This window comes from Paludibacterium flexuosum, assembly GCF_037076605.1.
Classification (GTDB): domain Bacteria; phylum Pseudomonadota; class Gammaproteobacteria; order Burkholderiales; family Chromobacteriaceae; genus Paludibacterium.
This window is the reverse complement of record NZ_AP029060.1, coordinates 642,432-660,781: the sequence shown is the minus strand read 5'-3', so window position 1 is coordinate 660,781 and position 18,350 is coordinate 642,432. Positions and strand designations below refer to the sequence as shown.

Genomic DNA, 18,350 nt, shown 5'->3' with positions numbered 1-18,350 from the left:
TCATGCAAAACATTCTGACACGTCCTGTTCCGCCCGATGCCTGTGCCCACCTGGTGCAAAACGGCTATTCCCCGCTGCTGGCCCGGCTGTATGCTGCGCGCGGCATCCATCAGGCGGATGAGCTGAATGATGGCCTCGGCGCCCTGCTGCCATGGCAGACCCTGAAAAACATCCGGCCGATGGCGGCGCGGCTGGCCGATGCCATTGCCCGCCGGCAGCGACTGCTGGTGATTGCCGACTATGATGCCGACGGCGCCACGGCCTGCAGCGTGGCGGTCAAGGGGCTGAGCGCCATGGGTGCCGTGGTGGATTTTCTGGTTCCCAACCGCTTTGAATATGGCTATGGCCTGACGCCACAGATTGTCGAACTGGCGGCTGAACGTCAGCCGGATATCATTTTGACGGTCGATAACGGCATCGCCAGCGTCGATGGCGTCGCTACCGCCAGTCGCCTGGGCATCGAAACCCTGATTACCGATCACCATCTGCCCGGCAGCCAGTTGCCGGACGCGCTGATCGTCAACCCCAATCAGCCGGGCTGTACCTTCGCCTCGCGCCACCTGGCCGGTGTGGGGGTGATGTTCTATGTGCTGATGGCGCTGCGTGCCGAGCTGCGTGAGCGTGGCCATTTTGCCGCCGGTGCCGAACCCAATCTGGCTGAATTGCTTGACCTGGTCGCGCTGGGGACGGTGGCGGATGTGGTCAGGCTGGATCAGAACAATCGTATTCTGGTAGGCAACGGCCTCAAGCGCATGCGAGCCGGACGCATGAGCCACGGTGTGGCCGCCCTGTTTCAGGTGGCTGGGCGTGCGCCGCACAAGGCGAATACCTTCGACCTCGGCTTTACCCTCGGTCCGCGCCTGAATGCCGCTGGCCGGCTGGATGACATGAGCCTCGGTATCGCCTGCCTGCTGGCCTCGTCGACCGACAGCGCCATGTCGCTGGCCCGGCAGCTGGATGACCTCAACCGCGAGCGCCGGACCATCGAGGCCGGCATGCGGGAAGCGGCGCTGGCCGACCTGTCCGGCATCGATCCGGCGGCACGCTATACCCTGACCCTGTTTCGCGAGGACTGGCACCAGGGGGTGGTCGGCATTGTTGCCGCCCGCCTGAAGGAGCGCTTTCATCGTCCTGCCATCGTTTTTGCCCCGGGGGACGGCGACGAGATCCGCGGCTCCGGACGTTCCATCCCGGGCTTCCATCTGCGCGATGCGCTGGACCTGGTCTACAAGCGGCAGCCCGAGTTGATCGTCAAGTTCGGCGGTCATGCCATGGCAGCGGGCCTGACCATTCGCCAGCAGGGCATGGCAGATTTTCGCGAAGCCTTCGAGCAGGTGGCGCGCGAATTGCTGGATGAAAAACAGCTCACGCGCACCATCGAAACCGATGGCGAGCTGCCCCCGCGCGACATTTCGCTGGCACTGGCCGAGTCGTTGAGCGCCGAGGTCTGGGGGCAGGGCTTTCCGGCGCCGACCTTTCATAATCGCTTCCAGGTGCTCAAGCAGCGCGTGGTGGGTGAAAAGCATCTCAAGCTGCGGCTGGGTAGTCGCGGTTGCGAGTTCGACGCCATGCTGTTCAATCATGCCGACTGGCTGCCCGACGAGATCGATGCGGTCTATCAGCTGGTGGCGAATGAATGGCAGGGGCGCAAGGAATTGCAAGTCTATATCGACCATTGGCGTGCCGTGGTCACTGAACCTCACGAGGCTTGAATGGAACTGCTACTGAGTCTGTTGTCCGGCGTATTGCTGGGTGGTGGTGCCTGTGTTCTGGTGCTGCGGGCACGTGCGCAGACGGCCTATCAGCAGGGGCGTGGTGAAATGGCGGTCGAGCTCGCGACCTTGCAGGGGGAAAAACATGCCCTGCAGGCTCGCGAGGCCGATCTGCGTCAACGTCTGACGGAATGTGACACGCTGTTGACACAGTTGCGCACTCAGCTTGGCCAGCGCGAACAGGATCTGGCCAGTCTGCAGACTGCCTTGCAACAGGAACGTCGTCAGCACGAAGAGAAACTGGCGCTGCTGAATGAAGCGAAAGACACGCTGAGCCTGCAGTTCAAGACACTGGCCAACGACATTCTGGAAGAAAAAACCCGGCGCTTTACCGAGCAGAACAAGGAAAATATCGGCAATCTGCTGACGCCGCTGGCTGAACGGATTCAGGCCTTCAGCAAACAGGTGCAGGATACCTATGACAAGGACTCTAAAGAGCGCCTGACCCTGGAAGTGGAGCTGAAGAACCTGCAGGCGCTCAATACCCGGCTGAATCAGGACGCGGTGGCCCTGACCAACGCCCTGACCGGCGCCAGCAGCAAGGCGCAGGGGAACTGGGGCGAGATGGTGCTGGAGCGGGTGCTGGAGACGTCGGGACTGCAAAAGGGGCGCGAATATCGCGTGCAGGTCTCCGATGTGGTCGTCGGCGAAGAGGGCAGCAGCCGCTTCCAGCCGGACGTGATTATCGACTTGCCGGAAAACAAGCAGCTGGTGGTGGACTCCAAGGTGTCGCTCAATGCGTACACCCGCTACACCCGGGCCGAGGACGAGGCCACGCGCGAGGCGGAGCTCAAGGCCCACATCCTGGCCCTGAAAACCCATATCAAGACGCTGTCGGAAAAGCGGTATCAGGACCTCTATAGCCTGAACACCCTTGATTTCGTCTTTATGTTCGTGCCGGTCGAGCCGGCCTATCTGCTGGCGGTGCAGCAGGATATGGGCCTGTTCAACGAAGCGTTCGAGAAACGCATCATGATTGTCGGACCCAGTACCCTGCTGGCGACCCTGCGTACCGTGGCCAGCATCTGGCGCTACGAATACCAGAACCAGAACGCTCAGGAGATTGCCCGCCAGAGCGGCGCGATGTTCGACAAGTTTGTCGGTTTTGTCGACAGCCTGGAGAAGCTGGGCAAACAGCTGGAGACATCTCGTGACACCTGGCAGGATGCCATGAAGAAGCTTAGCAGCGGGCGCGGCAACCTGGTCACCAGTGCCGAAAAACTGCGCAAGCTGGGCATCAAGGCCAACAAGCAGCTGCCGACGGCGCTGCTGGATGCGACGCCGGAAGAGGATGCCTGACTTGGCGCCAGCGACCGTCGCCGGCTGCTGGCACCTGCCCACCCGCCTGACGCTTGCTCAGTTCAGTGCACACTGCGTCAGCGCGACATTCAATTCGCCATCATCCGGGCTTTTCATGCCCAGCAGGGCAGGAATCTGCCAGCCGCCAATTTGCTGATACTGCAAGGTCGTATCGAGTGACTGCCTGGCAGCCCCTTTGCCAGCGCGTGCTGGCCAGTAGACCATCCGGCTCAGCATCCAGCCGTCCGGCGATTCCCGGAAACTCGGCAGGATGGCGTAATCCTTCTGCAGACCGGCATTGGGTGTATAGCGTGTAATCCGCCCCTGCGGGTCCAGCTGCAGCTCGTCTCGGGTCTTGCCGCTGCCAATACGGGCCTGGAAGCCATCGGCATTGCTGCGAATCTCGGCCTTGTTGGCGGCCGACGGAATAATGGCCCCACTGGTAAAACGTCCCCATAGCATCAGTGCCGTTTCGCTTGATTGCTGGATGCCGCTGACCACTTCGCGGACATCCTTGATGCTGTCTGCGCTTGCCTGTTTCGGGATGACCCCCACCGTTACCCTGACCTGATCAGGCAGGGTGAAACGCAGGGAGATCGGCATTTTGGCCATCGTCTGGGCAAAGGGGTCCTGCTGATACTCGGCCAGGCTGATGTTCAGCATCTGAGCGGTGGTCTTCGGATCGAGCTGCAACTGGCAATGAAAGCCCCTGGCCTTGGCCGCGGGCAATACATAGTACTTGCCGGCAAATTGGTCGGCGAGATCCGCCGCGCTGGCCGCCATGGCCGGAAGGGCCAGCAGGGGGAGGAGTCTGGCGAAGTGGCGTGTGCGCATGAATTTTCCCTGTTAGTTGTTTTGCATAAGGCAAGTCATCTTAGCAGGGTATTTACTCTAATTGCATCGACATGGCCGGTTAGCAGGTCAGCCGGCAAGGACTGGCTTGAGGGGTTCACCTGATGGTTTAGTCGAAGGCTTTCCCGCAATACCCCGAGCCTGTTTATGCCCAAGAATTCGATCACTTATCCTGTGATTTTATGCTTTGTGCATGGCCATTGAGCCCAAGAAGACCGTGCATTTGCTTTGCCGGAAAGTACCCGACGGGCGCACGAGTGTTTCCTGAGGTATGTTTGGGATGATGGGCTTAGTCCGCCGCCTTCAATGTCAGCACCACTCGCAGCCCGCCGCCCGGGCGGTCTTCCAGCCGGACATCGCCATGCTGGGCCCGGGCAATGGCACGGGCAATGGCCAGTCCAAGCCCGCTGCCGCCGGTGCTGCGCGCCCGCGAGGATTCCAGTCTGAAGTAAGGTTCAAACACCTGGTCGCGCAGCTCGGACGGGATGCCCGGGCCGCGGTCTTCAATCATCAGTGTCACCGTCTGACGGGTGCTTTCCACCGTCAGGTCGATGTCTTCCCCGGCGTAGCGCCGGGCGTTTTCTAGCAGGTTGCCAAGGCAGCGGCGCAGCGCCTGAGGCTGTGCCAGCACCGGACGGCCCGCTTGCCCATGCAGGGCAATGCGGGCGCCCAGTGCTTCAAAATCCTCCACCAGGCTTTCGAGCAGGATGTCGAGGTTCAGCTTGACGACTGGTTCGCTGCTCTGGCCCGCACGCAGGAAGTCGAGCGTGTGGCCGATCATGCTGTCCATTTCGGACAGATCCATTTCGATACGTTCCCGCAGTGTCGGGTCGGCAATCTGCTCAAGGCGCAGTCGCAATCGGGTGATGGGCAGGCGCAGGTCGTGCGAGACGCCGGCCAGCGCCTGCGACCGGGTTTCCAGGTAGCTCTTCAGCTCACGTTGCATGCGATTGAAGGCGGCGGCGGCTCGCACCACTTCGCGCGGACCGGTTTCTGGCAGCGGGGGCTGATCCAGGTTGCTGGCCAGGCCGGATGCCGCATCCGCCAGTGCGGCCAGCGGCCGGGTCAGACGGCGGACCAGCCAGCTGGCCAGGATGGCCACCGTCAATGCCAGTACCCAGAGGAGCAGCAGGGTGCGGGCGGGCCAGTTGCGTGGCGTCGGCGGAATGGCATGGCGCCAGCTCAGGACAGTGCCATCCTGCAGCCGTGCCTGCACCACCAGGAAAGGCGTCAGCATCGGGCCATGTTCCGGTGCCTGTGATAGCGGCGTGCCCGGTGGTGCCATGGGGCGCAGCTCGATCGGCAACACCTGGATGTCCAGCTTGCCGCTGGCGGCATCACGAAAGGTTTCTACCAGCAGATGGTCGCCGGTGGACGCTTCGCGTGCTTTGCCCCAAGGCTCTGCCAGGGTAAAGAAGTTGCCGGGTTCGTTCAGGATCAGCAGCAGGCGCTCGCGTTCGCCGGCCGGCGTGCGCGCCAGCATGTTGGCAATGCCGGCCAGTCGTTCGGCTGCACTTTCACCTCGCAGCTGCGCGCCAAAATGGTCACGGTCTTCCAGCAGCAGCCAGGCACCGAAACCTTGAGCCAGGATCAGGCTGATCACCACTGCAAGCAATAACTGACCGGTCAGGGTTCGCGGCAGCCGCTTCAAGTCAGCCGCTCCACCGTGGTGGCCAGCATGTAGCCGCCGTTGCGAACCGTCTTGATCAGTTGCGGATCTCGGGCGTCGTCACCCAGACGGCGACGAATGCGCGAGATCAGCACATCAACCGTACGGTCAAAGGGCGAGGCTTCGCGACCGGCCAGCCCGTCCAGCAGTTGATCCCGGGACAAGACATGATTGGGGTGCTCGGCCAGCAGACACAGCAAGGTAAATTCTGCGCCAGTGAGCGGAACGACTACGCCGTCGGCACCAATCAGGTGGCGTGCCCCCAGGTCCAGTGTTCGTCCGGCAAACAGCAGTTGCCTTGCCTTGCTGGCCAGCTCGCCGCTCTGGCTGCGTCGCAGAATGCTCTTGACGCGCGCCAGCAGCTCGCGCGGGTTGAACGGTTTGGGCAGATAGTCATCGGCGCCCATTTCCAGGCCGATGATACGGTCAATATCATCGCCACGGGCGGTGAGCATCAGGATGGGCAGGGTGGATTCGGCGCGCAGCGAGCGGCACAGCGACAAGCCGTCTTCTCCCGGCAGCATCAGGTCCAGAATGATCATGTCGGGCTTTTGCTCGGCACATTGCGCACGCATCTGCTCGCCATCGGCCGCAATGCTGACCAGATAACCTTGTTGCTTCAGGTAATCGCCCAGCAGTCGCGTCAGTTCGGGGTCGTCATCGACCAGCAGAATGCGCCGGGGCATGGTGTCGTTCCGTGTAGTCATGGGGCGTTAGCATAACGACTCTCACTCCTTTTGTGGCCGGGATTAATGCCCGATAGCAGAAGATTACAACTCATTTACAATGGGACATCCTCATTAAAAAATCTATTTACATAACTAGTTTTCAATAGGGGCTCCTCTCTCACAAAAAGGATGTTCCGATGAAAACCGCTCATACGCTGCGTGTCACGTTTGCTTCCGTCTTGTTGATGGCCGGTCTGGCCGCCCAGGCGGCCGATCTGCCTGCCAGTGCCCCCGTGCCGGCTTGCCCTCCGCGTCACAGCGACATGCGGCAAGCCATGCAGCAGCACCAGCAGAAGCGCCTCGATCAACTGGCCCAGGCCCTGAAGTTGCGCCCCGCCCAGCAGGCGGCATGGCAGGCCTATACACAGGCCGAGCTGGCACTGCCGCCCGCACCGGCCTGCCCGAGCGCAGCGCCTACTGCGCCTGACATGGCCCGTGCCCGGGCCGAGCATGCCCGTCTGATGGCCGAGCACTTTGCTGCCTCCAGCAAGGCCTTGTCGGCACTGTGGCAGCAACTGACCCCAGAACAACGCCAGACCTTCGACAAGCTGGCCCGTCAGCACATGCCGCGCCACGGCATGATGGATCATCCGCATGGCGAACCCGGCCCGATGCCGCAATAACCCGAATGCGGGCCGGAAGCGCGGCCGGCCCGGCTTTTCTGCTCTTCCGTTGCAAGGAGATCACTGATATGCGAACCCTGTTTGCCACACCGCTTCGCCTCATCCAGCTGGGGGCACTGGCCCTGACCTTGTCCGCCGCGGCCTATGCCGACCCGTCGCTTGGCCTCAATCGCAGTCCGTGCCTGGCGGCGATGGAACAAGTCAGTCGCGACATGTCACGGCAACTGGATCAGATCGAGACCGATCTGGCCCTGCAGCCCTGGCAACATCAGCCCTGGCGTCGTTTTGCCGCAGATGCCCTGACCGTGGCTCAGCCACTTGACGCCCCGGTAGCCGGTGCCAGCCCGGCGGTGCTGCAGCAATATCGCATTGACTGCGCGCGCAAGATGCAGCTGCGCCTTGATTTGTCCGGACAAAGTGCGCGCGCACTCTGGACGGTTTTGACGTCGGTGCAGCGTGCGCGCTTCGAGACCCTGATGCAGAAGGGCATGATGGATCAGGCTACGTCCGCCAGGTCCGCTCTGTCAGTTTGAGCGGCAAACCGGGTGTGCAGGCTGCGCGGGCAGGGTAGAATGGCGAAAAACTCCAGGAGCCCTGCCATGACTTGCAAACTGAGCGTCAACCTGAACAAGATTGCCCTGATCCGCAACGCACGCGGACGTGATTTCCCCTCCGTCGAACACTTTGCCCGCCTGGCCCTGCAATGCGGTGCGCATGGCGTCACCATTCATCCGCGTCCGGATCAGCGCCATGCGCGCTATGCCGATATTGCCCTGCTGCAGCAGGTGACTCGAGCCTTCCCGGGCACAGAGCTGAATGTCGAGGGCTATCCGGATGAAACCTTTCTGGAGCAGGTCATTGCGGTACGGCCGGATCAGTGCACGCTGGTGCCGGATGCGCCGGGCCAGCTGACCTCAGACCATGGCTGGGACCTGACCCGCCATCTGGATTTCGTCCGCGATGTCGTGTCACGCCTGCGCGCAGCCGGCATTCGCAGCAGTATTTTCATGGATCCGGACGCGGCCCAGATCGCCCTGGCGCCGGCGACCGGCGCGGATCGTATCGAGCTGTATACCGAGGGCTATGCCCATGCGCCGGGCAGCGAGAGCCTGGCACCCTATGCCGCCAGTGCGCGCCAGGCGGCAGCGCTGGGGCTGGGCGTCAATGCCGGTCATGACCTGAATCTCGATAATCTCGCGGCCTTTGTGGCGGCGGTCCCTGAAGTGGCTGAGGTGTCGATCGGTCATGCACTGACCGTGGAAGCCCTGCAGTTTGGCTTCGCCGAAACCGTTCGCCGCTATGTCGACATTCTGAAAACGCACTGATCACCTCACATGATGCGCGCCGCCATGGCGCGCATAGCCCCGCGTCAATGCGTTAAGCAAGCTCGTTTCCTCAATCGGTTGTGCGATGGTCGCCACGGTCTCCGGCAAGTGATCCTCGTGGTCGGGCGTTCCCAGCAAAATGCCGCTGGTCGAGGGGTACATGCTGGTGATGCGTGTCAGAAAGGCACTGCCGCGCATTTCCGGCAATCCCTTGCCGACCACCACCACGCCGATTTCATGCGTTGCCATCAGCTCGAAAGCCTGCTGGGCCGTTTCGGCGGCCAGAATCTGGTAATCCGCCGTGGCCAGCCAGGGGCGGGCCTGTTGCAGACTGTCGCCTGTCGGGTCATGCCACAGCAGATAATGCGGGTGATAGCGTCTGCTGGTCGGCGGCAGACGTTTGCCGCTGGCCAGCAGATCCCCGCAGGCTGCCGCAGAGACCGGACGGCTGAAATAGTAGCCCTGGATGATGTCGCAACCCGCCTCGGCCAGCAGCGTCAGCTGCCCCTCGGTTTCCACGCCTTCCGCCACGACCGACAGGTGCAGCAGGTGTCCCATCGCCACCACCAGCTGTGAAATCACCAGATCATCCGGCAGCGAGGTGATTTCACGAACAAAACTCTGGTCGATCTTCAGCTTGTCGACCGGGAAACGCTTCAGATAGCTCAGATTGCAAAAGCCGGTACCAAAGTCATCAATGGACATCTGCACCCCCATTTCGCGCAAGGCCTCCATGGTGGCCAGCGTCGCAACGGGGTTATGCATGGAGGCCGATTCGGTCAGCTCCAGCTCGAGCCACTGCGGGTCCAGCCCGCTTTGCGCCAGAGCCTGCCGGATGGTGTCTGCCAGCCCCGGCTGCGACCACTGTAAAGCAGACAGATTGACCGCCACCGGAACCGGCGGCAACCCGCTTTTTTGCCAGCGCACGGCCTGACTGCAGGCCAGGTCGAGTGCCTTGTCGCCCAGCGCGGCAATCAGACCGCAAGATTCGGCCAGCGGAATGAAGCGCATGGGGCCGAGCAGCCCCAGTCGCGGGTGTTGCCAGCGCATCAGTGCCTCCAGGCCGACGATGCGCCCGCTACGTATCTCGGCCTGGGGTTGATAGTCGAGGTAAAGCTGATTGTCAGCGGACAGGGCCTCATGCAGCTCGCCCTCCAGCTCCAGCCGCATCCGGGCCTCATCAGAGAGCAGGGGCTGATAAATATGGTAGCTTTCGGCCTGCTGCTGAATGGCGCGATGCAGTGCCATGGTCGCGGCCTGCAGGGTCTCTTCCGGATCGGTTTCGGTCTCGCAGAAGGCGACCCCCAAATGGGCCGTGAGGTAAAAACTGCGCTCGTTGAGTACATAAGGCTGATGTAGCCGGGTCAGCATTTCCTGCAGCGACAGATCGAGGTTTTCTTCCGAATTGGCGGCACACAGCAGGGCAAAGCCGTCATCGCCGACACGCGCCAGGCAATCACCGCCGAGTTGCCAGGTCAGCAGACGGCGCGAGACTTCGCGCAACAGGCGATTGGCGGCTTCATTGCCTAGGCTGTCGCGTACATCTTGCAGACGCGTCAGTCCGACCATGACCAGTGCCGTGCGGCCGTTGGTGCCGCTGGCCAGGCTGCGCATGCGCAGCAGCAATAATTCCCGATTGGGCAGGCCGCTGGCGCTGTCGAAGTGACGCAGGTAGTAGGCCTGTTGCTCGGCTTCTTCCTGGGCAGTGACATCCAGACCGGACACGACAGCAACGCCGGCACTGTCTGTCTGCACGGTCAGGCGGGCCGCCGACCACAGCACTACCCGGCCATTGACGGTGGCACGCCAGGAGAGCGGCTGGGCTTGCTCGGCCTGGCAGACCTGCTGGAGCAAGGTGTGGACATGCTGGCGTTCATCCTCGCGGGCAAAGACCGCGGCAAACGCCTGGCCCTCGACCTGAAACTCGCCCGCCAGCGGCAGGCAGGCTGCGGGGTTGGTGCGCACGATGGCGCCCTGCTCATCGACCAGAACGATCAGGGCGCCCGAGGTGTCGAGGACGGCGCTGAGTAGTTGCCGCTCGGTATGGAGCTGTTGCTGCATCGACGCACGGATCCGGGCATCATCGGCCTCGGCCAGGGCGCGCAGGACCGCAATCGGCAGACGTTGCAGATTGCCTTTGAGGACATAGTCAGAAGCCCCGACATGCAGCATTTCGACCGCCCGCTCTTCGCCGAGCGAGCCAGTGACAAAGATGAAGGGCAGGTCGGGCGCCAGCATGGCGCGCAGAATCAGCGCCGAGAGGCCGTCAAAATCGGGCAGTGAAAAATCCGACAGGATGATATCCAGCGAATCCGGCCGGCTGAGGTGCTCGCGGAATGACGACTCATCCTTCACCAGACTGACGTCAATAGTCAGCCCGGCCTGGCGCAGCACCCGGCAGGTTTCCTCCGCATCTTCGACCACATCTTCCAGGAGCAAGATGCGAATCGTGCGGTTATGAAACGCACTCATGGACATCCCCGTTGTGGATGAAACAACTGATCACGCACGACCCCGTGCCAACAAGCGCTGATCAGGCAGGTTAAAAATAGAACATGGAAAATGTTTATGCCAATCAACTAGGTGTTTGATTGACAAAAGCTGGGTGGCATCACCCAATTGAGGCAGGACACGGCGGTGAGTGGCAAAAAGGTCAGCAGACAGCGTTACGTGGCCCCGGGGCGTACAGAGGGTCAGCAGGCGGAGGCAGTCGGCAGTGATTCACGCAAGCGTCTTGCCGCATGAACCACCCCTTGCAGAATCGGTTCGGCCACCGCTACCGGGAACCCCGGCGGCAACTGTTTGCGCAAGCGGGCGGACACGGGCAGGGCCTGCGCCGTCAGGGACAGGATCAGCTGCTCGATTTCTTCACGCGGCAAAGCGCAGGCGCGGGCGTGGGTCAGCCATTGTTCGCCGTCAAGTGTACGCCAGCTCGGCGGGGGGCTTTGGTCGGACAAGCCCAGTGCAGGGCGGATCTGTTCAGCACTCAATTTTCCCGGGCCGTGTCCGAGCAGGGGGTGTGCCGAAAGGACTCCCAGCGGAGGCGCCAGGCGGAAGCGGCCTTCCGGCAGCAGGTCGACCGCAAAGCGGCGGGCATGGCCGTCGAAGGCGCACAGCATCCAGAAGACCAGCAAACTGCGTACCAGTGCCAGCCGGTCGGCCGATGCGTCGCTGCTGCCCAGCATGAGGCGTGCCATGGCCGAGGCGCTGGGCCCGCCATGGATCTGATATTTCATCTCGGCACTCATGCCTTGTGCCTGACACAAATCATTGCGTGGCACCCCCAGCCAGACGCCTTGATCCGCATGCCAGCGGCGATCTGCACGTTCGATGACCAGGGCGCGACGGGCGCCGAAATGCACCAGCTCGCAGGCGGGGACCGGGACGCCGAACGCTGTGGCGACCCGCTGGCAAAGCCAGGCATTTTCCAGTGAGCCAGACAGTAGCAAGCCACAGTCCTCGTGGCGGTCCAGCGGCAGTTTCAGGATGTGGGTACTCAGCAGTCCGGGCTGTGGCATGTGCCATTGGCCCTGATGCCACAGCAGGGCGGTTTTGTCATGCGAGCCGGGCAGGGTTACCGGTGCCAGGGGGCCGGCTTCGCCCGTCTGCATCGGGCTGAAGCGCAAAGCGGATAACAAACCTTCGATCTCGCGCGGCGTCAGTACGCGCGCCTGTGCCGGAGAGAGGGGGGTCGGTGCCGCTTCCTGGCGGGTGAGCTGGATAGCCCCTGGGCAGTCCTGTCCCACGTGGGGCAGCAAATCAAAGGCGGATGCCGAGTCGGCGGCGAAATACAGGCGCAGGCGCTGCCGCTGCAAGGGACTGTCCGGCAGAAGGCTGTCGAAAAAGCGACTGACCACCGGGCCTTGCCAGGCATCACGTGCCGGTCTTAGCGGCAAGGAAAGCGACAGCGGGCGGCAGAGCGGCGAATCCAGCCAGCTCTGGTCGTACTGAAAGCGGTGACCACTGGCCTCGGTGAAATGCCAGCGTCCGACCAGTACGCCATTCATCCAGACGTGCAGACAGCTCTGACCGCGGCGTGGCATGTCACCAGTCCTGAGTGCGATGCAGGCTGCCGTCCTGCTTGTCACGCAGCACCAGCTCCAGATCCAGTGCTGACAAGACTTGCAGCAGACGTTCGACGCTGGATTGGGCCGTGTGGTTTTCCAGTGCGGAAATGGCTTTCTGGGCAATGCCGATGCGCCGGGCGGCCATGGCCTGCGTCAAGGCACGGGCACGGCGCCAGTTGCGCAGTTCGGCCCCCAGATTTTGGGGTGAATGAATGTTTTGCGGCATGACATACCCCTCATAAAGGATATCTTCATCATAGTCATTACAAGGGATAAACCAAGGAAAATTCGCAGTGCTTGGCTTGTGGCAGATCAATGGCCGGGGCCTGGACGGTCAGCGGTGAGCAGGGGCGCAGGCAAGCCCTGCCCGAAGGGGCAGGCTTGCTGTCAGGGAAATCGGGGGGGGCGGGGCTTAGCGTTTGAAGCGGCGCAGCAGCCGGTCAAGCACTTTGCGGCATTCTTCGATGCCCAGTAGCCAGGTCAGCAGGAAATACAGTACGCCATAAGTGCCCAGCACCAGCAGCGCCAGCAGGATGGGTTTGTCGTGGTGGAATTGCAGCTTGACCACCCAGGCAAAAGCCGCGCTGGCCAGGGCTGCGCCCCAGAGGTTGACCATCAGGGAAAAGGGCAGGCCGGTATGGCCGATGCGGGCATTCAGCTTGCGCCGCAACAGCATGAACTCGACCCAGCCGGCGATGCCGGCGGAAGCGGTCAGGCCGGCAGCCCCCCAGCGCGGCGCCAGGCCGAGCACCGGCGTGGCAACCAGCACGCATGCCACACCAAACAGGGTGGTCAGGGCGAGGCGGACCAGGGCGAATCGCAAGGGAGAGCGCGTGTCACGCAAGGCATAGTAGGTGGACGAGTACAGTCGTCCCAGCGTGGTGGCCAGCAGGCCGACCCCGGAGCCTGCGATGATGCCCCAGACGTAAAGAGTGTGGGCATGCGTGAAATGGCCTGTCTGGTAAAGCGCCGCGGTAATCACGTCCCCGAGGGCGAAAAAGGCCATGGCCGAAGGCACGATGAAAAAGGCGATCTGACGCAGGCCGGCATTGACGCGCTTGACCAGGGCTGCATAGGTCTCGCTGTCATGCTGCATGCCGACAGCACTGGCCATGGCCGGTAATTCTGCCGCCGAGACAGCCATGCCGAACAGGCTGACCGGCAGCATGTTGATGGATGCCGCGGTGGTCATGGCCGCCATGGCGCCCTGGCCCAGCAAAGAGGACAGCGCCTGGTCGACATAGGCACTGATCTGTACCACCCCCCGGCTGATCGCCACAGAGCCGAAATTGCGCACCACTTCACGCACATGGTGCGAGGTGGTGTCCAGGTTGAGCCGCAGATGGCTAGTAAAGCGCAAGACCGGCGGAATCTGGATCAGGAACTGCAGCGCACAGCCGGCAACGGTGCCCCAGGCCAGATATACGGCCAGCTGCTCCTGTCCGGCACGGCGGAAAATCAGCAGCGAGGCAATCATGGCGGCATTCCACAGCACCGGTGCCGAATACGACAGAAAGAACTTGCGGTGGCTGTTGAGGATGCCCAGGCACCAGGCGGAACAGACCAGCAGACCCGTGCCGGGGAACAGGATGCGCACCAGCAGGATGGTCAACTCGCGCTTGGCGCCGCTATAGCCGGGCGCAATGGCCCACAGCAGCCAGGGGGTGACCAGAATGCCGATCAGCACGATGACCGAGATCACCAGACCGAGCAGGGCACCGATGGCACCGGCAACGTGATCGGCTTCTTCTTCCTTGCCTTCGGCCAGCAGGCGCGCGTAGACCGGGATGAACGAAGCCGACAGGACACCTTCGCCAAACAGGTTTTGCAGAAAATTGGGGACGCGCAGGGCGGAACTGAAGGCGTCGGCGGTGTCGGACAGGCCGAAATAGTGGGAGAACACCCGTTGCCGCACCAGCCCCATGATGCGACTCAACAGAATGCCAATGCCCACCAGTAAGGCGTGTCGACCGGTACTTTCCCTAGCCATGCTCATCGTTCCGAACAGAGAACGCGAGAGTGTAGCAGAGCCGGGGGGCGACCGGAACCGCTGTACGGTTGCCGCTGGTGTGCGCCATGGCGTGGCTCACGAAGGCTCATGGGGTACCTTGCGCTGTGAGTCCAGTTGCTGCAGGACAAAATCCAGGTGAGCAGCCGCGCTGCGCGCATCGCTGGCATAAAGTTGCAGCAACTCATCAAAACCTTGCGGATAGCGTTCGGGGTGCTGGCTGACACGTTGCGCCAGTTGCAGCATATTATTGATCACGCGATCAATAATTTTGCCGGCATCGCGCAGTGAGTACTGGGCTACTTTGCTTTCGGCACGCTGATTGTCGCGCCATACCCGGGTGGCCTGTCTGACCTGGGCGCGCCTGGCTGCCTGGCGCTCTTCCTGGCTGCGATACTTGGCAGGACGGCCGCGCGGTTTCTTGCCGTCGGCGGGAGGGAGGTCGGATGACATGCGCTCAGCCCGTTAAATGATCACGTGATCAATATAATTCAGGTCACTGCGCCTGTCATCCGGATGGTTTATTGGTCTTGCTGGTGCATCTCGACATAGGCTTCCAGCTGCTTCAGCGTGATGTAGCCTTTCTTGTCGGTATCGATCTGATCAAAAACAGTCGCCACCTTGGGCATGCCCGCCTGGGCCTCGTTTTTGGTCAGATGGCCATCATGGTTGGCATCTGCCGCCTTGAAGCGACGCTCGACCAGCGGATGACTGTCGGCCAGCGCCTGTGAGGTGGCAGAAGCCGCCAGGACGGCGAGCAGGATCAGTTTGAGTTGTTTCAAAGTCATAAAGGAATTCCAGCGTTGGTTTCAGTAACAGGAAAACAGCACTCCCGCCGCTGAAGCAGCGGGAGTCCTTGCCGAGGTCGGGGAGGGTCAGACGGCCTTGCTGCCGGTGCGGCGTTCGCGCCAGGAGACGATCACCACATACAGCACCGGCACGAAGGCAACGGCCAGCACAGTCGAAGCCAGCATGCCGCTGAAAACGGTCAGGCCGATGGAGACGCGTGCGGCGGCACCCGCGCCACTGGACAGGATCAGCGGCACGACGCCGAGAATGAAGGCAAACGAGGTCATCAAAATCGGGCGGAAGCGGCGGCGCGAACCTTCCAGTGCCGCATGCACCAGATCATGGCCCTCATGCCGCATCTCCTGCGCCACCTCCACGATCAGAATGGCATTCTTGGCCGATAGGGCGATCAGCAACACCAGACCAATCTGAACGTAGATGTTATTGGCCAGCCCTACCGCCCACAGCACAGTGACCGTGCCGACCAGTGACATCGGTACGGCCAGAATCACCGGCACCGGCAGCCACCAGCTTTCGTACTGGCCCGCCAGCACCAGATAGACCAGCAGAATAGCCAGACCGAAGACCAGTACCACCGAGCTGCCCACCAGCTTCTCCTGGTAGGACAGGGCGGTCCACTCATAGCTGACGCCCTGTGGCAGGACTTCGGCCGCCACTTCTTCCATGGCCGTCAGTGCCTGACCCGAGCTGTAGCCATTGGCGGCCGCGCCGTTGATGGTTGCCGTCGGGTACATCTGGTACTGCGAAATCAGTGCCGGGCCGCTGACCTGTTTCACCGACAGGAAGGCGCCGAGCGGTACCATATTGCCACTGCTGTTGCGTACGGTGAGCGCCGAGATCTGCTCGCTGCGCATGCGGAAGTCCTGATCGGCCTGCACATAAATGGTGTAGTTCTGGCCAAATTTGGAGAACTGACCAACATAGGACGAACCCAGATAGCTTTGCAGCACGTCATACACATCGTTGACCGCCACGCCAAGCATTTCGGCCCGGGCTCGGTTAATGGTCAGCGACAGCTGCGGCACCTGGGTGCGCAGCGGCGTGAAGGCTTGCTGGATTTCCGGACGCTGCTTGGCGGCAGCGATCAGGCGATCGGCAGCATCCGACAGCTTGTTCAGGTCGCCGCTGCCGTCGGTCAGCTCCAGTTGCATCTGGAAGCCTCCGGACATGCCCAGCCCGGGAATGGGCGGCGGCACCATGACCAGCGGACGGATGTCCGGCAGGGCATGCAAACGTTCGTTCAGTGTGAGGTAAATGTTCTTCAGACTCTGTTGCTTGTCCTTGCCGCGCTCAGCCCAGTCGGTCAGGGTCAGATAGACCAGACCGGCATTGGCCAGCGAGGCGTTGCCGTCCAGCGGCGACACGCCTCCGATGGTGATGGCGTGCTTGATGCCCGGAATGGCGCGCGCGATCTCTGACACCTGGCTCAGGGCCTTGTCGGTGCGCTGTATCGAGGCGGCATCCGGCAACTGCACCGCCACCAGCATATAGCCCTGATCTTCGGTCGGGATAAAGCCGGTCGGCAGCTTGGCCAGCCCGACGATGGCCACCACGATCAGCCCCAGCGCCACCAGGGTACTGGTCTTGCGCGCGCCGACCAGCCGCTCGATCAGACGGGCGTATTTGACCTCCAGCGGGTTATAGACGCGGTCAAAGGCGCGGAAGAAAGCATTCTTTGGCTTGCTGTGGTCATGCACGCGCACATACTTGGCCGACTGGGTCGGTTTGAGCGTAATGGCGTTAATGCCGCTGATCAGGGCGGTGGCCGCGATGACCAGGGCGAACTGGCGATACATCTGACCGGTAATGCCGGGAATGAAGGCCGCCGGCAGGAAGACCGACATCAGCACCAGCGTAATGCCGATGATCGGCCCCATCAGTTCCTTCATGGCGGTGATGGCAGCGTCATGAGGCGTTTTGCCGGCCTCGACATGCTTGGCCACGCCTTCCACCACCACGATGGCATCGTCCACCACAATCCCGATACAAAGCACCAGGGCGAACAGCGTCAGCAGATTGATGGAAAAGCCCATGGCGGCCATGGCGGCGAAAGCGCCGATGATGGTGATCGGCACGGTCGTGGCCGGTACCAGGGTGGCGCGCCAGTCCTGCAGGAAAATGATGATCACCAGCAAGACCAGAATGCCGGCCTCGTAGAGGGTCTTGTACACCTCGTCGATCGAAGCCTTGACGAACACCGTGGTGTCAAACGGCACATCGTACTGAATGCCGGGCGGGAAGCTCTTGCTCAGGCGGGTCATTTCATTTTTCACCGCTTCGGCGGTGGCCAGTGCATTGGCATCCGGCAACTGATAGATGGCAACGCCCCCCGCCGGCTTGCCGTCCAGCGTGAACGACTGGCCATAGCTCTGGCTGCCCAGTTCGATGCGTGCCACGTCACGCAGTCGCGTGACAGCACCGCTGCTGTCCGTCTTGAGGATGATGTCGCCGAAGTCGGCGGCGGAATTCGGCGCCCCCGCCAGGTTGACGGTCAATTGCTGCGCCTGGCCGGGTCTGGCCGGCGGTGCGCCGATCTGGCCGACACTGATAGGCTGGCTTTGCTTGTTGACCTGGGCAATGACATTAGCCGGCACCAGGCCGCGCTGTTTCATCTGTTGCGGGTCCAGCCAGATCCGCATGCTGTACTGGCCGACACCGAAAACGGTGACATCGGCCACGCCCGGCAGACGGCTCAGGCGGTCCTTGAGTTGCAGGCTGGCAAAGTTGCTGAGGAACAAGCCGTCCATTTCCGGCTTGTCGGAGGACAGGGTGATGATCTGCAGGATGCTGGTGGATTTCTTCTTGGTCACCACCCCCTGTTGCTGCACGGCATTCGGCAGCAGCGGCACGGCGGCATTGACCCGGTTCTGTACCGCCACCTGGGCCTGGTCGGCGTCAGTCCCGACGGCAAAACTCACCGTCAGGGTGTAGCGCCCGTCGTTGGAGGAGGTCGACTGCATGTAAATCATGCCTTCAACGCCATTGACCTGCTGTTCAATGGTGCGCGCCACCAGTTGCTGTACGGTCAGGGCGCTGGCCCCGGGGTAGGTGGTCGTCACCGAGATGGTCGGCGGGGTTAGCTGCGGGTATTGCGATACCGACAGGCCAAACACCGACACCGCACCGATCAGCACGGTGATCCAGGCGATCACGTTGGCCAGAATCGGTCGTTCAATAAAAAACTTGGCAATCATCAG

At 62.1% G+C, this 18,350-nt stretch carries 15 protein-coding genes; 5 read left to right on the top strand and 10 right to left on the bottom strand.

Features of this window, described 5'->3' with window-relative positions; translation table 11 throughout:
* The first annotated feature begins 2 nt into the window (after positions 1-2).
* Positions 3-1,712: a single-stranded-DNA-specific exonuclease RecJ gene (gene recJ / locus AACH39_RS03185; protein WP_215782467.1), complete on the top strand. Its 1,710-nt coding sequence runs from the start codon at positions 3-5 to the stop codon at positions 1,710-1,712.
* Positions 1,713-3,071, top strand: a complete 1,359-nt coding sequence (gene rmuC, locus AACH39_RS03180; protein ID WP_338620873.1) for a DNA recombination protein RmuC — start codon at positions 1,713-1,715, stop codon at positions 3,069-3,071.
* A 57-nt stretch (positions 3,072-3,128) separates the two neighbouring features.
* On the opposite strand, the gene AACH39_RS03175 is transcribed toward rmuC, so the two are convergent.
* The 3 genes from AACH39_RS03175 to AACH39_RS03165 form a co-directional block, all read right to left on the bottom strand.
* Positions 3,129-3,905, bottom strand: coding sequence for a hypothetical protein (locus tag AACH39_RS03175; protein WP_338620872.1), 777 nt, complete (start codon positions 3,903-3,905; stop codon positions 3,129-3,131).
* A 307-nt stretch (positions 3,906-4,212) separates the two neighbouring features.
* Entirely contained in the window at positions 4,213-5,574 is a 1,362-nt protein-coding gene (locus tag AACH39_RS03170) for an ATP-binding protein (RefSeq protein ID WP_338620871.1), read from the bottom strand.
* Positions 5,571-6,278 (bottom strand): response regulator transcription factor, encoded by a 708-nt coding sequence (locus AACH39_RS03165; protein WP_215782473.1) that lies wholly within the window; start codon positions 6,276-6,278, stop codon positions 5,571-5,573. Before AACH39_RS03165 ends, AACH39_RS03170 begins: the two co-directional genes overlap by 4 nt.
* A gap of 179 nt (positions 6,279-6,457) precedes the next feature.
* Here AACH39_RS03165 and AACH39_RS03160 point away from each other — a divergent pair, with 179 nt between their 5' ends.
* The 3 genes from AACH39_RS03160 to AACH39_RS03150 all read left to right on the top strand — a co-directional run bounded on the left by AACH39_RS03160 (position 6,458) and on the right by AACH39_RS03150 (position 8,268).
* Entirely contained in the window at positions 6,458-6,943 is a 486-nt protein-coding gene (locus AACH39_RS03160; protein ID WP_215782474.1) for a Spy/CpxP family protein refolding chaperone, read from the top strand.
* Positions 6,944-7,011: 68 nt separating this feature from the next.
* Positions 7,012-7,476: a hypothetical protein gene (locus AACH39_RS03155; RefSeq protein WP_338620870.1), complete on the top strand. Its 465-nt coding sequence runs from the start codon at positions 7,012-7,014 to the stop codon at positions 7,474-7,476.
* 66 nt (positions 7,477-7,542) lie between these two features.
* A complete protein-coding gene (locus AACH39_RS03150; RefSeq protein ID WP_215782476.1) occupies positions 7,543-8,268 on the top strand; it encodes a pyridoxine 5'-phosphate synthase in 726 nt (241 codons plus the stop codon).
* Here the strand turns inward: AACH39_RS03150 and AACH39_RS03145 are convergent, their stop codons facing one another.
* The 7 genes from AACH39_RS03145 to AACH39_RS03115 form a co-directional block, all read right to left on the bottom strand.
* Positions 8,269-10,740 carry an EAL domain-containing protein gene (locus AACH39_RS03145; protein ID WP_338620869.1) on the bottom strand — a complete coding sequence of 824 codons (2,472 nt, stop codon included), beginning with the start codon at positions 10,738-10,740 and terminating at the stop codon, positions 8,269-8,271.
* A gap of 221 nt (positions 10,741-10,961) precedes the next feature.
* Positions 10,962-12,311 (bottom strand): HipA domain-containing protein, encoded by a 1,350-nt coding sequence (locus AACH39_RS03140; RefSeq protein WP_215782478.1) that lies wholly within the window; start codon positions 12,309-12,311, stop codon positions 10,962-10,964.
* Position 12,312: 1 nt separating this feature from the next.
* Positions 12,313-12,561: a helix-turn-helix domain-containing protein gene (locus AACH39_RS03135; RefSeq protein ID WP_215782479.1), complete on the bottom strand. Its 249-nt coding sequence runs from the start codon at positions 12,559-12,561 to the stop codon at positions 12,313-12,315.
* Between the two features lie 186 nt (positions 12,562-12,747).
* Positions 12,748-14,325: a murein biosynthesis integral membrane protein MurJ gene (gene murJ, locus AACH39_RS03130; protein WP_338620868.1), complete on the bottom strand. Its 1,578-nt coding sequence runs from the start codon at positions 14,323-14,325 to the stop codon at positions 12,748-12,750.
* A 96-nt stretch (positions 14,326-14,421) separates the two neighbouring features.
* A complete protein-coding gene (locus tag AACH39_RS03125; RefSeq protein ID WP_338620867.1) occupies positions 14,422-14,796 on the bottom strand; it encodes a hypothetical protein in 375 nt (124 codons plus the stop codon).
* Between the two features lie 68 nt (positions 14,797-14,864).
* A complete protein-coding gene (locus tag AACH39_RS03120; protein ID WP_215782482.1) occupies positions 14,865-15,131 on the bottom strand; it encodes a hypothetical protein in 267 nt (88 codons plus the stop codon).
* 87 nt (positions 15,132-15,218) lie between these two features.
* Complete coding sequence (locus AACH39_RS03115; protein WP_338620866.1) at positions 15,219-18,347, bottom strand: efflux RND transporter permease subunit; 3,129 nt, start codon at positions 18,345-18,347, stop codon at positions 15,219-15,221.
* Positions 18,348-18,350: the final 3 nt, after the last annotated feature.

Excerpts from the sequence above, each read along its gene's own strand:
- recJ (WP_215782467.1), top strand. The coding sequence starts at position 3 with ATGCAAAACATTCTGACACGTCCTGTTCCGCCCGATGCCTGTGCCCAC.
- rmuC (WP_338620873.1), top strand. The coding sequence starts at position 1,713 with ATGGAACTGCTACTGAGTCTGTTGTCCGGCGTATTGCTGGGTGGTGGT.
- AACH39_RS03175 (WP_338620872.1), bottom strand. The coding sequence starts at position 3,905 with ATGCGCACACGCCACTTCGCCAGACTCCTCCCCCTGCTGGCCCTTCCG.
- AACH39_RS03165 (WP_215782473.1), bottom strand. The coding sequence starts at position 6,278 with ATGCCCCGGCGCATTCTGCTGGTCGATGACGACCCCGAACTGACGCGA.
- AACH39_RS03160 (WP_215782474.1), top strand. The coding sequence starts at position 6,458 with ATGAAAACCGCTCATACGCTGCGTGTCACGTTTGCTTCCGTCTTGTTG.
- AACH39_RS03155 (WP_338620870.1), top strand. The coding sequence starts at position 7,012 with ATGCGAACCCTGTTTGCCACACCGCTTCGCCTCATCCAGCTGGGGGCA.
- AACH39_RS03150 (WP_215782476.1), top strand. The coding sequence starts at position 7,543 with ATGACTTGCAAACTGAGCGTCAACCTGAACAAGATTGCCCTGATCCGC.
- AACH39_RS03145 (WP_338620869.1), bottom strand. The coding sequence starts at position 10,740 with ATGAGTGCGTTTCATAACCGCACGATTCGCATCTTGCTCCTGGAAGAT.
- AACH39_RS03140 (WP_215782478.1), bottom strand. The coding sequence starts at position 12,311 with ATGCCACGCCGCGGTCAGAGCTGTCTGCACGTCTGGATGAATGGCGTA.
- AACH39_RS03135 (WP_215782479.1), bottom strand. The coding sequence starts at position 12,561 with ATGCCGCAAAACATTCATTCACCCCAAAATCTGGGGGCCGAACTGCGC.
- murJ (WP_338620868.1), bottom strand. The coding sequence starts at position 14,325 with ATGGCTAGGGAAAGTACCGGTCGACACGCCTTACTGGTGGGCATTGGC.
- AACH39_RS03125 (WP_338620867.1), bottom strand. The coding sequence starts at position 14,796 with ATGTCATCCGACCTCCCTCCCGCCGACGGCAAGAAACCGCGCGGCCGT.
- AACH39_RS03120 (WP_215782482.1), bottom strand. The coding sequence starts at position 15,131 with ATGACTTTGAAACAACTCAAACTGATCCTGCTCGCCGTCCTGGCGGCT.
- AACH39_RS03115 (WP_338620866.1), bottom strand. The coding sequence starts at position 18,347 with ATGATTGCCAAGTTTTTTATTGAACGACCGATTCTGGCCAACGTGATC.